Annotated in this window: 11 protein-coding genes; 8 read left to right on the top strand and 3 right to left on the bottom strand. The window is 33.6% G+C overall.

Features of this window, described 5'->3' with window-relative positions:
- Window positions 1-8 precede the first annotated feature (8 nt).
- Window positions 9-2,750, bottom strand: coding sequence for a 2-oxoglutarate dehydrogenase E1 component (locus AW14_RS04985; RefSeq protein WP_044637818.1), 2,742 nt, complete (start codon window positions 2,748-2,750; stop codon window positions 9-11).
- Between the two features lie 174 nt (window positions 2,751-2,924).
- On the opposite strand from AW14_RS04985, the gene AW14_RS04980 reads away from it, so the two are divergent.
- The 4 genes from AW14_RS04980 (at window position 2,925) to AW14_RS04965 (ending at window position 7,034) form a co-directional block, all read left to right on the top strand.
- Window positions 2,925-3,437 carry a hypothetical protein gene (locus AW14_RS04980; RefSeq protein ID WP_044637817.1) on the top strand — a complete coding sequence of 171 codons (513 nt, stop codon included), beginning with the start codon at window positions 2,925-2,927 and terminating at the stop codon, window positions 3,435-3,437.
- 144 nt (window positions 3,438-3,581) lie between these two features.
- The gene (locus tag AW14_RS04975; protein WP_044637816.1) at window positions 3,582-3,977 is read left to right on the top strand and encodes a hypothetical protein; all 396 of its coding nucleotides are present in this window, start codon (window positions 3,582-3,584) and stop codon (window positions 3,975-3,977) included.
- Window positions 3,978-4,127: 150 nt separating this feature from the next.
- Window positions 4,128-4,973 (top strand): hypothetical protein, encoded by an 846-nt coding sequence (locus tag AW14_RS04970; protein ID WP_044637815.1) that lies wholly within the window; start codon window positions 4,128-4,130, stop codon window positions 4,971-4,973.
- A 63-nt stretch (window positions 4,974-5,036) separates the two neighbouring features.
- Window positions 5,037-7,034 carry a TonB-copper family protein gene (locus AW14_RS04965; protein WP_044637814.1) on the top strand — a complete coding sequence of 666 codons (1,998 nt, stop codon included), beginning with the start codon at window positions 5,037-5,039 and terminating at the stop codon, window positions 7,032-7,034.
- Between the two features lie 54 nt (window positions 7,035-7,088).
- Here the strand turns inward: AW14_RS04965 and AW14_RS04960 are convergent, their stop codons facing one another.
- Window positions 7,089-7,439 carry a hypothetical protein gene (locus AW14_RS04960; protein ID WP_044637813.1) on the bottom strand — a complete coding sequence of 117 codons (351 nt, stop codon included), beginning with the start codon at window positions 7,437-7,439 and terminating at the stop codon, window positions 7,089-7,091.
- On the bottom strand, window positions 7,439-8,413 hold the full coding sequence (locus AW14_RS04955) for a polyprenyl synthetase family protein (RefSeq protein ID WP_044637812.1): 975 nt from the start codon (window positions 8,411-8,413) through the stop codon (window positions 7,439-7,441). The genes AW14_RS04960 and AW14_RS04955 overlap by 1 nt, the downstream gene beginning before the upstream one ends.
- A gap of 124 nt (window positions 8,414-8,537) precedes the next feature.
- Here AW14_RS04955 and AW14_RS04950 point away from each other — a divergent pair, with 124 nt between their 5' ends.
- Genes AW14_RS04950 through AW14_RS04935 form a run of 4 tightly spaced genes read left to right on the top strand, consistent with a single transcriptional unit; the run spans window position 8,538 to window position 15,199 of the window.
- Entirely contained in the window at window positions 8,538-9,143 is a 606-nt protein-coding gene (locus AW14_RS04950) for a TetR/AcrR family transcriptional regulator (RefSeq protein WP_044637811.1), read from the top strand.
- A gap of 2 nt (window positions 9,144-9,145) precedes the next feature.
- On the top strand, window positions 9,146-10,489 hold the full coding sequence (locus AW14_RS04945) for a TolC family protein (RefSeq protein ID WP_044637810.1): 1,344 nt from the start codon (window positions 9,146-9,148) through the stop codon (window positions 10,487-10,489).
- A 13-nt stretch (window positions 10,490-10,502) separates the two neighbouring features.
- Entirely contained in the window at window positions 10,503-11,675 is a 1,173-nt protein-coding gene (locus AW14_RS04940) for an efflux RND transporter periplasmic adaptor subunit (RefSeq protein ID WP_044637809.1), read from the top strand.
- Window positions 11,676-11,686: 11 nt separating this feature from the next.
- Entirely contained in the window at window positions 11,687-15,199 is a 3,513-nt protein-coding gene (locus AW14_RS04935; RefSeq protein ID WP_044637808.1) for an efflux RND transporter permease subunit, read from the top strand.
- Window positions 15,200-15,267: the final 68 nt, after the last annotated feature.

Here is a 15,267-nt window from a genome sequence, read left to right as displayed (position 1 = left end):
ATTGTATTTTAATTATTTTCAAAAACCGCATTAATAACGCGACGTTGTCTACTTTTATCTCTGGTGCCCGAACCTGGAGCAGGTACAGAATTATAAGGTCTTGTGATACCTTCTAATTTCACAATATCTAAACGCTGAGTTAAATAACTCCAAGCACCCATATTGCGTGGTTCTTCTTGCGCCCAAACGTATTTTTCTACATTAGGATAACGATTTATTGCTGCCTGAATTTTATCAATATGTAGCGGGAATAATTGCTCAATTCTTACTAAAGCGATATCCTCTCTACCTAATTCTTCTCTTTCTGCTAATAAATCGTAATAGAATTTACCAGTACAAAGTACTAATTTCTTAACGTTTTCTGGGTTGATAGTATCATCGATAACTTCTTGAAATTCTCCTGATGCTAATTCGCTAATACTAGAAACCGCTTTAGGGTGACGTAATAAACTTTTAGGAGTAAAAACTATTAACGGTTTTCTAAACTTACGTAACATTTGGCGACGTAATAAGTGGTACATATTTGCAGGTGTGGTACAGTCTGCAACCGTCATGTTATCGTCTCCACAAAGTTGTAAGTAACGCTCGATTCGTGCAGATGAATGCTCTGAACCTTGCCCTTCATAACCATGAGGAAGTAAAACTACAATACCATTTTGAGATTTCCATTTATCTTCTGCAGCCGATAAATATTGGTCAAATATAATTTGAGCACCATTACTAAAGTCTCCAAACTGCGCTTCCCAAATGGTTAATGTATTTGGGTTGGCCATGGCATACCCATAATCGAAACCTAACACCCCATATTCAGATAAAAATGAATTAAAAATATCCATTTTACCCTTGTTATGTGGATTTAAATTTAAAAGATTAACACGTTCTTCTGATATTTCATCACGTAAAATAGCATGTCTGTGACTAAAAGTACCGCGCTCTACATCTTGTCCAGAAATTCTAACATTAAAACCTTCTTCTAGTAAACTACCGTAAGCCAATGTTTCTGCCATACCCCAATCTAGAGTATCGGTTTCGAAAACCATTTTTGCACGACCTTCTAAAATACGTTCTGCTTTTCTAACAAATTTAACGTCTTTTGGTACTGTTGAAACCACTTTAGAAATGTTCTCTAAATTCTCTTTTGGATACGATGTATCTACAGGCTTTAACATACCCTCTAAATCTTCACGCTCAAATCCTTGCCAGCGTTCTTGCATAAACTCTCTTACCTTAGACGAATCTGCTTCTTTCGATTTTATGTATTCTGCTTCTAGTGTTGATTTAAATTCTTCAACAATAGCATCTACGTAATCTTTATCGATGGTTTTTTCCGAAATTAATTTACTTGAATAAATTTCAAACGGATTTTTATGTTTTGCTATGGCTTTATAAAGTTTAGGCTGAGTAAACCTTGGTTCGTCACCTTCATTATGTCCATATTTTCTATAACCTAACAAATCGATGTAAACATCTTTTTTGTAACGCATTCTGTACTCTAATGCTAACTCTACTGCATGAACTACAGCCTCGGCATCGTCGGCATTTACGTGTAATACAGGCGACAAAGTTACTTTAGCAACATCGGTACAATAGGTACTTGAACGTGCATCTAAGTAGTTTGTTGTAAACCCAATTTGGTTGTTAACTACAATATGTACCGTTCCACCTGTTTTGTAACCATTTAACTGACTCATCTGGGCTACTTCATAAACTATACCCTGACCTGCAATGGCAGCATCTCCATGTACTATAATTGGTATAATTTTTTGGTCGTCGCCATTATAATCGGTGTCTATTTTAGCTCTTGTAATACCTTCGGCTACAGAAGCTACGGTTTCTAAATGCGATGGATTTGGAACCAAATTCATCTTAATATTTTTACCGTTTTGATAGGTTTTATCTAAGGTTAAACCTAAATGATATTTAACATCACCATCGATATCTGCATCTTCAAAATCTTTACCATCAAACTCGCTAAAAAGTTCGTTTACTGGTTTTCTAAATATATTTACCAGCGTACTTAAACGTCCTCTGTGTGCCATACCTAAAACACATTCTTTAACATCGTATTTTTCGGCAGCAACGAAAAGCACATTACTAATAGCCGGAATTAAAGATTCGCCTCCTTCTAGAGAAAAACGTTTCTGTCCAACATATTTAGTTTGTAAAAAGTTTTCGAAAGTAACCGCTTGGTTTAATTTTGAAAGAATATATTTTTTCTTAGTCGCCGAAAAACTAGGCTGATTATCGTTGTGGTTTAATTTACCTTGCCACCAAGAAATAACCTCTGGATTTCTAAGATACATATACTCTACTCCAATAGAACTACAGTATATTTTATTTAAATGCACCAAAATTTCGCGAAGTGGTTTGGCTCCAATTCCTAAAATTTCGCCAGCGTTAAAAACGGTATCTAAATCGTTTGCGGAAAGACCAAAATTTTCAATATCTAAAGTTGGCTCGTAAGTTCTTCGATCTCTAACAGGGTTTGTTTTTGTAAACAAATGCCCGCGCATTCTATAACCATCAATTAACTTAATAACCTGAAACTCTTTTTGAAGGTATTCTGGCATTTGAGCCGAAACTCCTTCTACTATTTCACCTTCAAAACCATAGTTTTCGCTACCAAAATCGTAACCTTGAAAAAAGGCTCTCCAACTTGGTTCTACAGAATCTGGGTTTTGTAAATATTGATCGTATAAATCAGCAAAATAAGCTGTATGCGCTGCGTTTAAAAAGGAAAATTTATCCATTATATTTTTTAATTCACTATCGTTTAGTCAAATTTGCAGCAAAAATACAACTTTCTCTAAAATTAGATGTTTCTTTTAATATATTTATAACCTAATTTTAAGCCTAATAATCAATTATATAATTTTTATGTTAATTTTTTAAATATTTACATCACGAACTCTAATTTTCATGAAATGAATAAAATAAAAACCTTCTTTTTACTATTATTTTTATCAGTTTTTAACTTTTTTCACGCGCAACAAGTTAAAAATGAATTTTGGAATCATGTAAGATTTGGTGGTGGCATTGGCTTAAGTTTTGGCGATGGTTTTTTTAGCGGAACATTGGCCCCAAGTGTTATTTATGAATTTAACAATACCCTTGCCTTAGGTGCCGGACTTAACGGTACTTTAAACAAGCAAAAAGATTTTTATAAATCGACCATTTTAGGTGGAAGTCTTATTGGATTATACAGCCCTATAATGAACATACAACTTTCTGCCGAGTACGAACAACTACACGTAAATAGAACTTACGATAACCAGTTAAATTTAGCCAACGACAATTACTGGTCTCCGGCTCTATTTCTGGGTTTAGGTTACAGAAACGGCAATGCAACTCTGGGTGTTAGGTACGATATTTTGTACGACAACCAAAGAAGTGTTTATGCCAATGCCTGGGCACCTTTTGTAAGGTTTTATTTTTAGTTAACTGAAAAAATCTATTGTTTAAAATGGGTTTTTATTCTTACTGAAATCATCAAAATATACGATAAAGCTCCAATTTTTATTATTTAATTTTTCTGATGGATATCATGAAATAATTCAAAATTAGGTAGTAAATTTGGCCCGATGATTACAGCTATTGCTAATAAAATAACAGCCTTTATACTCGTATTTATATTGTTTGCTCACAATATAAACACCTTAACTATTATTGGTGATTTCATTATAAATCAAGATTTTATTGCAAAAACCCTTTGTATTCAAAGAGAAAACCAACAAGGTTGTAACGGGAAATGTCAATTAATGAAGGCCTTAAAAGAAAACGCTCCCGAATCGAATACAACCATACCTGTACAAGAAACAAAGCGCTTTGCCTTAGATGCTTTTTGTCTTTATAAAATTACTTCAGAAGAAGCTATCAATACATCAAACTTTGTAATTAAAAGAGAGATGCGTTCGTATGCACCAAGCATACTTAAAACGTATTTCGAAATAGATACGCCTCCTCCTATTTTCATCTAACTTTTTTAAATTTTTATACGCTTTTTCGGTTTCAAAACTTTTAACCGAACAGGTGTTATTTGCTTTATACCATTTCGTATGATTTCAATTATGTACGCGCTTTTATATCGTGTGGAATCATGCTATATACTATTTAAAAAAACAAAATTGATGACACTAAAATATTTTTTACCCGCTCTATTCATTATTCTTTTTGCAACATCTTGCTCAACAGATAACGACGACACCCTAACTCAAATTGAAACTGAAGGTCTTATTAAAATTCAAGACTTAGTTAACGACACCCATATTGTAGAATTATATAACCCGCCTGGTGAATTTAAAACCGGATATAATGCAATTCATATTCGAATTAAAGACAAAACAACAAACCAATACATCGAAAATGCCGCGATTTCATGGACCCCAATAATGAGCATGCCTACCATGAATCATTCTTGCCCTAAATCTGCCATTACAAAAGTCGTAGGTAAAGAAACACTTTACGAAGGTTTTATTATTTATCAAATGTCGAATCTGGATGGTACGGGTTGGTCGTTAACCATTAATTACACAATTAACGATTCGGCATTCTCTGTAACCGAACCCATTATAGTAATGCAAAATAAAAAACAACATGTTACCAGCTTTATGGGTAGCGATAATAACCGTTATGTTTTAGCGCTTGTTGAGCCAAAAACTCCTAAAATTGCTGTGAATAAAATGAAAGTCGCTTTATATAAAATGGAAAACATGATGTCGTTTCCTGTTGTAGAAAACTATACAATTAATTTAGATCCTCGCATGCCGGGCATGGGAAACCATAGTTCTCCAAACAATAAAAATTTAACCTTTAACAATGCAGACCAAATGTACTATGGCGATTTATCGTTAACCATGACGGGGTATTGGGTTCTTAATTTGAAGCTATTTAATGCCGAAAAAGAATTGTTAAAAGGCGAAGATGTAACTGCAGATAACACCCAGAGTTCGCTGTATTTAGAGTTAGAGTTTTAAAAATAATAATTAACAAAGCAAGCACATTGAAAAATTTCAATGTGTTTGCTTTATATATAACTCATGAAAAAGCACTTACAATTTTGTCTTAGCTTTTTAATTTGCGCTTTTAGTCAAGCTCAAGAAATAGACCTTAAAAGCAAAAAAGACACAACCCATTTAGATGAAGTTATTGTTATATCGCGACATAAATTAAGCAATTACCGACAAGAAAAAGCATTATCTAGCATCGATGATTTTTTAGAAAAATCTAATAAAATCACCATGATTAAACGCGGAAATTATGCCTGGGAAGCGGGTCTTAATAATATGAATAGTAATCGATTAACAATTACTATTGATGGGATGCAAATTTTTGGAGCTTGTACCGATAAAATGGATCCGGTAACCTCGTATGTTGATGTTTCTAATTTAGAAAAAGTTAATATAAACTCGGGACAGGAAGGCAGTGAAAATGGCAATTGTATAGGTGGCGGTATCGATTTACAACTTCCAGAATCTACATTTTTAAATACAGGTTTAAAAACAAACGTAGACCTGGGTTACGAAACCAACGGAAACTATAAAACCACAGGAGTCGATTTAACCTATTCTGGAAAAAAATTCTACATAAATACCGATGCCATTTATAGAAAGTCCGATAATTACAAGGCTGGAGGCAATAAAGAGGTTTTATATTCTCAATTTGAAAAGTTTAATATTTCTGTTTTAAGTGGATATAAATTAAACAACAATGCGTCTTTAAATGCTACCCTAATTTACGACAAAGCAACCAACGTTGGTTACCCAGCCTTACCCATGGATGTGTCTTTAGCTGAAGGTATTATCACATCTTTATCACATCAATATTTAAATAATGAAACATTTATAAAATCTTTAGAAACCAAACTTTATTTTAACAGCATAACTCATATTATGGACGATTCACAGCGTCCTGATGTTCCCATTCGAATGGATATGCCCGGTTGGAGTGACACGTATGGATTTTACTCGAAAGCACAAATTACAAACAACCACCACGAACTTAATTTAAACATTAATGGGTTTTACAACAAATCTTTGGCCGAAATGACCATGTATCCAAACGACCCTAATCAACCAGCTATGTTTATGTATACCTGGCCAGATATTAGAACATTATATACAGGTGTTTTTGTAAAAGATGTTTTCAAGTTTAATGCAAACGAAACATTAACATCTACTCTGCGTTTTGGATTTCATAAAAACAGAATAGCTAAACAAACAGGCTTAGAAAGTCTTCAAATTTTTTATCCTGAAATAAGCGATTCGAAAAACAGGTTTCTTTCTAGTTTTTCATCAAATTATAAAATAAAAAACCATGCATTCGATTTTATGTTTGGCTTAGGCTATGGCGAAAGAGCTCCAACAGTTAGTGAGGGCTATGGTTTTTTCTTGTTTAATAGTTTCGATAATTACGATTACATAGGAAACCCAACCTTAAAAAACGAAAAAGCACTGGAAACTAATGCAAAAGTGAATTACCACCACCATAAATTTCATATAGGTTTAGAAGCTTCCTATTTTTATATTTTAGATTACATTATTGGAAACATTGACAGCACGTTAAGTCCCATGACTATTGGTGCCAATGGTGTACAAGTTTACCATCAACTAAATTCTGCTTCTATTTTTGATGTTTATTTAAACAGTTCGTATCAACTTTCTAATAAGCTTTCGGTAAACGGAAGCATTGGTTATAATTATGGAAATGGGAGCAATAACAAACCGTTACCTTTAATAAAACCATTCTCTTATGTAGCAGAAATTAATTATAAAAACCCCAATTTTAATGCAGCCATTCAAATAGAAGGTAACGGCAACCAAAGTAGATACAGTGGGTTTTACGGTGAAGACGAAACACCAGCTTATGCTTGTTTAAATATCAATTTAGGGAATGTATTTTATTTAAAAACAGATAAAATTATTGCAAAATACGGCATCGAAAATATTTTAGACACTTATTATTCAACCTTTGCCGATTGGAATAATATTCCCAGACAGGGTAGAAATTTTTATCTAAACTTGTCTTATTTATTTTAATGAAACAAAGCTTTTTTATATATGTTTTTGAAAATTTTTAAAAAGAAAAGTTAATTATTTGTACTTGTTTTTTAACCAAACTTTTTGCCACTCGCGCTTTAAAATTAAAAAGGAAACGGCTTCCGATAGTTTAAGCACATCGGTGCCATCTAACATTTTTACTTGCTTCTCTGAAACATCTATAATGTAAAGCAAATTCAAATAATCTGAAAATTTCTCTTGTATGAGTTTGTAAATCGTTTCATGCAGCATAAATTTTAAACTTGATGGCAAAATATCTTCATGAAAATCTAAATCGATATTGGCTAAAAGAAAATCTTTATTTAATTGAGCTATAAGCTTTTTATACAAATTTGAATTTGTTGCCTCTAGAATTAAATCATCAAATGTTGCGGGTAACTGCATTATACGGTTCTGTTCATTAAACTATTTCCAAAGGCTTTTAGTAAATCTTTTTTAGCTTCAGAAATATTTAAATTTTCTAAAACAGCAAAAGCACTATCTGTATACTTTTTAATAGCCTCTTTGGTTGCCTCTGCCGAACCAGATGTGATAAAAATTTGCTTAACGGTTTCTACTTTAGCTTCAATATTATTTGTTTTGTCACTAAACAATTTGGTGAGCTTCAAAGCATCATCTTCAGAAGAAAACTCTAAAGCTTTAAGATATAAATAGGATTTTTTGTTTTCAATAATATCGCCACCAACTTGTTTACCAAAAGTTTTAGGATCTCCAAAAGCATCTAAATAATCGTCTTGTAATTGAAACGCGATTCCTAAGTCTCTACCAAAGGCATAAATAGCCTGTTGGTCTTGTTGGGATGCATTTGCAACAATCGCTCCCATTTGCATGGCTGCGCCTACAAGAACGGCGGTTTTATATTCAATCATTTTTAAATACTCAGCAATAGTAACGTTGTTTCTGGTTTCAAAATCAACGTCGTATTGTTGGCCTTCGCAAACCTCTAAAGCCGTTTTACTAAATAATTTAGCTAATGCCTGAAATGTGGTTTGTTCGTAATTTTCAAATAGCTGATAGGCCATAATTAACATGGCATCACCAGATAAAATACCGGTGTTAATGTTCCATTTTTCATGAACAGTTTGGTGACCTCTTCGCAGCGGGGCATCATCCATAATATCATCATGAACCAATGAGAAATTATGAAAAACCTCAACACTTAATGCGGCGTTTAGAGCTAAATTATAGCTGCCTGAAAAAATATCGGCAGTCATTAATGTTAAAACCGGACGTAAGCGTTTGCCTCCTAAATTCAGGATATAATGAATGGGCTCGTATAAATTTTTTGGCTCTTTTACAGTGCTATAAGCCTCTAAAAAAGCTACAAACTCTTGTTGGTATTTTTCTATTGTAAGCATAAAACAAAAATAAATTAATAAATGACACTAAAAAGAGAGATATTAAATAATATGTTAAATAATTGTAAACTTAGGAAACTTTTTTGGTTTTAAAAGTTTCCTGATGTAAATTTGCCTTTCAATTATGAAAGAACAAATAATAAATAAAGCAACAGACCTATTTTTAACATTAGGGTTTAAAAGTGTTACCATGGACGATATTGCCAACGAGTTGGGCATATCGAAAAAAACCATTTACGTACATTTTAAAAATAAAACTAAATTAGTTGAAGCTGCTACATTTGAAGTTTTTGAAACCGTTTGTGGCGGCATCGATTGTATTTGCAATACCTCTGTAAACCCTATAGAAGAACTTTACGACATTAAAATGTTTGTTATAAAGTATGTTAAAAACGATAAAACATCGCCTCAATACCAATTAAAAAAATATTACCCAGAAATACACCGCCGACTGCATATTAAACAATTTGAAAAAATGCATGTTTCTATAAAAAACAGTCTGGTTAAAGGCATTGAAAGCGGCATTTTTAGACCAAATATAGATATTGAATTTATTTCTAGAATGTATTTTAATGGCATCACAGGGATTAAAGATGAAACATTTTTTCCTTTAGACACTTTTTCAATTGAATACCTCATGGAAAACTTTCTGGAATATCATTTAAGAGCTATAGTAACAAACCAGGGTTTAGAAATACTAAATAAATTTATAAATACAAATCAATCATAAACATGAAATACAAACTAATTTTAATCTTTAGTGTGTTTGTAATTACTAAAAGCATATCGCAAGAAACGAAACAAAGTTTCTCTTTACAAGAAGCTATAGCGTATGCTTTAGAAAATAATCGAATTGCTAAAAATGCAGAAAGAGATATTGAAGCTGCTTACCAGAAAAAATGGGAAACAACCGCTACCGGATTACCACAAATTAGCGCCAAGTTAGATTATCAAAACTTTTTAAAACAACAAGTATCATTAATTCCAGCCGAGTTTTTTGGTGGCAATCGCGGCGAATTTCAAGCCGTTACTTTTGGAACTAAACAAAGTGCCAATGCATTTGCTACTATAAATCAGAAAATTTTTGACGGCTCATATTTAGTGGGCTTACAATCGGCTAAGGTGTATTTGCAAATTTCAAAAAATGCCAAAGAAAAAACAGATTTAGAAGTTAGAAAGGCCGTTATTGATGCCTATGGCAATGTGCTACTTACCGAAGAAAGCATAAAAATATTAGAACGTAATATTGAAACTCTAGAAAAAAATCTGTTCGAAACCACCAAAATTTATGAAAACGGATTAGGAGAACAAGAAAATGTTGAGCAATTACAAATAACGCTATCAGGCGTTAAAAGTAATTTAAGTAACGTAAGCCGCTTAAAAACGTTAGCTTACCAAATGTTAAATATCACATTGGGTTTAGATTTAAAAAGCAACACCGTTTTAACCGACTCTTTAGAAAGTTTAACTGCAAAAAACATATCGTTAAGTTTACTAGACGCCGACGAATATGTAGAAAATACCATAGATTACAAAATAGCTGAAAACAACAAAAAATCGAAAGAACTGCTATTAAAATTAGAAAAAAGCAAAGGTTTACCAACGTTAAACGCCTTTTTAAATGGTGGTTACTCGGCTTTTAGTGAAAATTTCGATTTTACAAATAGTGATAATAAATGGTATGGATCGTCGCTTTTTGGGGTGAGTTTAAACGTACCTATTTTTAGTTCGTTAGGCCGCAGCGCTGCGACTCAACAAGCTAAAATAAACTTAGATAAAGCAGAAGATGATTTATTAGAAACCCATCAAAAATTACAATTACAAATTGCTTCTGCCAAAAGCGATTATCAATTTGCTATTGAAGAATATCAAAACAAAAAGCAAAATTTAAACCTTGCCGAACGTATAGAAACTAAAAACGAAACCAAATTTTTTGAAGGTATCGGTTCTAGTTTTGAACTAAGACAAGCCCAAACTCAGCTTTACAGTGCACAGCAAGAATTTCTTCAAGCCATGCTCGATGTAATAAACAAAAAAGCCGCATTAGAAACCGTTTTAAATGCTATCAATAACTAATCAATACAACACAATGAAAAATATATTTAAAATACTATTATTAACAAGCATCGTAACGGCTTGTTCTGGTGAAAAGAAAGGCAAATCTATTGAAGACATTTTAGCTTCAAATAACCTAACACAATTAAAAGAAAAAAGAGAGGAAATTGATGCAAAACAGCAAGAATATTCGGAGTTGTTAGAGCGTATCAACGAAAAAATATCAGAATTAGATACCATAAAAAAATTACCGTTAGTAACATCTGTTATGATAGCTCCACAGGTTTTTAATCATTATTTAGAGCTTCAGGGAAGTGTTCAAACTAAAGAAAATTTAGTTATTTATCCAGAGGCAGGCGGCATACTTTCTAGCGTGTATGTTAAAGAAGGTCAAAAAGTTAGCAAAGGACAATTATTGGGTAAAATTGATGACGGCGGTTTAAGTCAGCAAGTAGCGCAATTAGAAATTCAGGCGGCCTTAGCTAAAACAACTTTCGAGCGTCAAGAACGCTTATGGAAACAAAATATAGGCAGTGAAATTCAATATTTACAAGCTAAATCTAACTACGAAGCACAACAACGCGCGGTTAGCCAATTAAAAAGTCAGTTAGAAAAAACCAACGTACGTTCCCCATTTACTGGTGTTATCGACGATGTTATTACCGACCAAGGAAGCGTGGTAGCTCCAGGGCAATCTCCACTGTTTCGTATTGTAAACCTTGACAATATGTACATTGAAACCGATGTTCCAGAAAACTACATAACCAGCGTTACAACCAACAAAGATGTGAAAATAGAATTCCCTGTTTTAGGACAAACCCTAGATGCAAAAATTAGACAAGCAGGAAATTTTATAAATCCGGCAAACAGAACTTTTAAAATTGAAGTGGCGGTTCCTAACAAGGATAAAAATATTAAACCTAACCTAACTGCTCGTTTAAAAATAAACGATTACTCAAACGAAAAAGCCATTTTGGTGCCTCAAAATATCATTTCAGAAAATGCTGAAGGCCAACAATATATTTACATTATTGAAAACAAAAACAATGTAAATGAAGGTTCAGCCAAACAAATTATTATTGAAACAGGAAAATCTCAAGGTGATTTAATTGAAGTTACAAAAGGTCTGGAATCGAATGCCGAAATTATTCAAGAAGGCGCGCGTACAGTAAAAGAAGGCCAAACTGTAAAAGTTATTAATCAATAAGACTAATAAACATGACCAAGCAAAAAAAAGAAGTCGATAAAGAGTTTAAATTATCATCGTGGGCGATACATAATAAAACAACTATTTATGTATCGATGATAATGATTTTCTTCTTAGGTATTTCAGCATATTTTAAAATGCCTAGAGAAAGCTTTCCAGAAATTAAAGAAACCAAAATATATATTAGTTCTATTTATCCGGGAAATACCGCCGAAGATATTGAGAAATTAATAACCGATCCGCTGGAGGACAAACTTAAAACGGTTAGTAACGTAGTAGAAATTACCTCATCGTCGCAAGAAGATTATTCTATGGTAATTGTAGAATTCGATGAAGATATTACGGTAGACCAAGCGAAGCAAAAGGTTAAAGATGAAATAGACTCTGAAACTGCCGGTGAAGACTGGCCTACTTTTAATGGTGCTAAAGTAGAACCCAATGTTTTCGAGTTGAGCATGTCTGAAGAAATGCCCATTTTAAATATTAATATTTCTGGTGATTACCCTGTAGAACGCCTTAAAGAGTTTGGTGAATATCTTCAGGATGAAATTGAAAATCTTACAGAAATTAAAAAAGTAGATATTCGTGGCGCTCAAGAAAAAGAGGTTGAAGTAGCCGTAGATATTTATAAAATGATGGCATCACAAGTAAGCTTCAACGATGTTATCTCGGCCATTGGCAATGGTAATGTAACCATGTCTGCCGGAAACTTTATTGCTAGCGGACAAAGACGTACTATTCGTATTTTAGGTGAAATTGAAGACCCAAGCGATTTAAATAATTTTGTAGTTAAAAACGAACGCAATAACCCTATTTACCTAAAGGATATCGCGACAGTTCGCTTTAAAGAAAAAGATAAAACCACTTTTGCACGAGAATTTGGTGAGCCTGTTGTGATGCTCGATGTTAAAAAACGTTCGGGTAAAAACATGGTTGAAGCTGCCGAAAAAATTCAAACCATTGTAAAAACTGCAAAAGAAAATGTATTTCCTGCAAATTTAAAAGTTACAATTACCAACGATCAATCATCAAAAACTATTGGTCAGGTAGACGATTTAGTAAACAATATCATTTTTGGTATTATACTGGTGGTAACGGTTTTAATGTTCTTTTTAGGATTTAAAAATGCCCTTTTTGTTGGGTTTGCCATCCCTATGTCTATGTTTATGTCGTTAATGATTTTAAACTTACTAGGCTACACCATGAACACGATGATTTTATTCGGATTGATTATGGGTCTGGGAATGCTGGTTGATAATGGTATTGTGGTGGTTGAAAACGTTTACAGGCTCATGGACGAAGAAGGCATGAATCGTTTTGATGCTGCAAAAAAAGGGATTAGCGAAATTGCGTTTCCTATTATAATATCGACAGCAACTACCGTTGCGGCCTTTATACCTCTGGGATTATGGCCTGGTTTAATGGGACAATTCATGATATATTTCCCAATTACGCTGTCGGTTGTTTTAGGGTCCTCATTATTCGTAGCTATCTTTTTCAATTCGGTTTTAGTATCACAGTTCATGACTACCGAAGACAAAGACATGCCACTTAATCGTATTATATACATAACAGCCATATTAACAGTTATAGGTATTATCATATTTATTATTGGCGGCGATTACAGAGCTTTAGGAACTTTAATGGTTTTTACAGCCATCATGTTATGGGTATACCGCTTATTGTTACGAAAAATGGCAAATCGTTTTCAAAATGTAACCTTGGTTAAACTTGAAAATTTCTACGAAAAATCGTTAAAAGCCGCTTTAAAAGGAAAACGTCCTTATTTCATTAGCATTGGAACTTTTGTTCTTTTAATTGTAGCTTTCATTGCCTTTGGAGCATCGCTGGCAACACAACGTACTAAAGTTGAGTTTTTCCCAGATAATAAACCCAATCAAATTATTGTTTATATCGAATATCCTGAGGGTACCGACATAAACAAAACCAACACCATTACTAAAGAAATCGAGAAAAAAGTATATGCTGTTCTAAATGAAGACATGTACACCGATGGCGATTACAATTATATGGTTGAAAGTGCTGTATCGCAAGTAGGGGAAGGTGCCGGAAATCCTCAAACCGATGGAGGGTCGGCTGCCGAGATGCCACATAAAGGAAAAATTACGGCCTCTATGCGAGAATACAAATACCGCCGTGGTGAAGATAGCGAACTGATGCGTCAAAAAGTACAGGAAGCTTTAGTTGGTATTTATCCTGGGGTTTTAATTTCTGTTGAAAAAGACCAAAATGGACCCCCAGCAGGACCGCCAATTAATATTGAAATTGAAGGCGCCGATTACTCCGAGCTTATTGCTACTGCCGAAAAAATGAGAGATTTTATTAACTCTCGCAGCATTCCGGGCATCGATGAATTAAAAATTGATGTAAACAAAGATAAACCGGCAATGCAGGTTATTGTAGACCGCGAAAAGGCTGGCGAATTGGGCGTAAGTTCTTCGCAAGTAGGGCAACAACTTAGAAGCTCTATTTTTGGTTCTAAAGCAGGAATTTATAAAGAAGATGGCGACGATTTCGATATCTATGTGCGTTTTAATGAAGACAATCGCTATAACACCAGCGCAATCTTTAACCAAAGCATAACCTTTAGAGATATGGCAACAGGTCAAATTAAAGAAATTCCTGTGTCTTCGGTGGCTAGCCAATCGAATACTTCTGGGTTTAGCTCAATAAAACACAAAGATGTAAAACGTGTTGTAACGGTATATTCTGCATTAGCACCCGGTTATACAGATGCTGGCGCTGTGGTAAATCAAATACGTAATGCCATGAAAGAATTTCATGGGTTACCAAAAAACATTAAAATTGATTACACGGGGCAAATCGAAGAGCAAAACAAACAAATGGCCTTTTTAATGGGCGCGTTCTTTACTGGTTTAGGGTTAATTTTCTTAATTCTTATTTATCAGTTTAACTCCATTTCTAAGCCAACTATTATTATGCTTGCTATCTTTTTAAGCTTAATAGGTGTGTTTGGCGGTATTGTAATTACGGGTAGCGCGTTTGTTATTATGATGACCATGATGGGAATTATATCGCTGGCAGGAATTGTGGTTAATAACGGGGTAGTTCTGCTCGATTATGCCCAATTATTAATCGATAGGAAGAAAAATGAAAATGATTTAGATGAAGACGAATTTATAAGTAAAGACGAATTATTTTTGAGTATTGTTCAGGCTGGTAAAGCGCGTCTGCGTCCTGTTTTACTAACAGCAATCACAACTATTTTAGGATTAATTCCGTTAGCAATTGGTTTAAACATTAATTTCTTTACTTTATTTAGTGAGTTTAACCCACACATATACCTTGGTGGAGATAACGTAATATTCTGGGGTCCTTTAGCGTGGACTGTAATTTATGGTTTATTTGTTGCTACATTCCTTACTTTAGTTGTAGTACCAGTATTATTTTTCTTAGCCATGCAGCTTAAAATGTGGCTTCATAAAAAGATGAAAAAAGTAGAAGAGACCGAAGAGGAACTCGTTACAAACAATCTGCTTTAAATAAATAAGATTCAATAAAAAACAGCATCAAAATAATTTGATGCTGTTTTTTTATGTAGCGCTTAAAA

Source organism: Siansivirga zeaxanthinifaciens CC-SAMT-1, assembly GCF_000941055.1.
Taxonomy (GTDB): domain Bacteria; phylum Bacteroidota; class Bacteroidia; order Flavobacteriales; family Flavobacteriaceae; genus Siansivirga; species Siansivirga zeaxanthinifaciens.
This window is presented reverse-complemented; position numbering and strand designations above follow the sequence as displayed.

Bases quoted from the DNA above. Each gene is read 5' to 3' on its own strand.
- AW14_RS04955 (WP_044637812.1), bottom strand. From the start codon at position 8,413: ATGCTTACAATAGAAAAATACCAACAAGAGTTTGTAGCTTTTTTAGAG.
- AW14_RS04985 (WP_044637818.1), bottom strand. From the start codon at position 2,750: ATGGATAAATTTTCCTTTTTAAACGCAGCGCATACAGCTTATTTTGCT.
- AW14_RS04940 (WP_044637809.1), top strand. From the start codon at position 10,503: ATGAAAAATATATTTAAAATACTATTATTAACAAGCATCGTAACGGCT.
- AW14_RS04975 (WP_044637816.1), top strand. From the start codon at position 3,582: ATGATTACAGCTATTGCTAATAAAATAACAGCCTTTATACTCGTATTT.
- AW14_RS04950 (WP_044637811.1), top strand. From the start codon at position 8,538: ATGAAAGAACAAATAATAAATAAAGCAACAGACCTATTTTTAACATTA.
- AW14_RS04945 (WP_044637810.1), top strand. From the start codon at position 9,146: ATGAAATACAAACTAATTTTAATCTTTAGTGTGTTTGTAATTACTAAA.
- AW14_RS04970 (WP_044637815.1), top strand. From the start codon at position 4,128: ATGACACTAAAATATTTTTTACCCGCTCTATTCATTATTCTTTTTGCA.
- AW14_RS04980 (WP_044637817.1), top strand. From the start codon at position 2,925: ATGAATAAAATAAAAACCTTCTTTTTACTATTATTTTTATCAGTTTTT.
- AW14_RS04965 (WP_044637814.1), top strand. From the start codon at position 5,037: ATGAAAAAGCACTTACAATTTTGTCTTAGCTTTTTAATTTGCGCTTTT.
- AW14_RS04960 (WP_044637813.1), bottom strand. From the start codon at position 7,439: ATGCAGTTACCCGCAACATTTGATGATTTAATTCTAGAGGCAACAAAT.
- AW14_RS04935 (WP_044637808.1), top strand. From the start codon at position 11,687: ATGACCAAGCAAAAAAAAGAAGTCGATAAAGAGTTTAAATTATCATCG.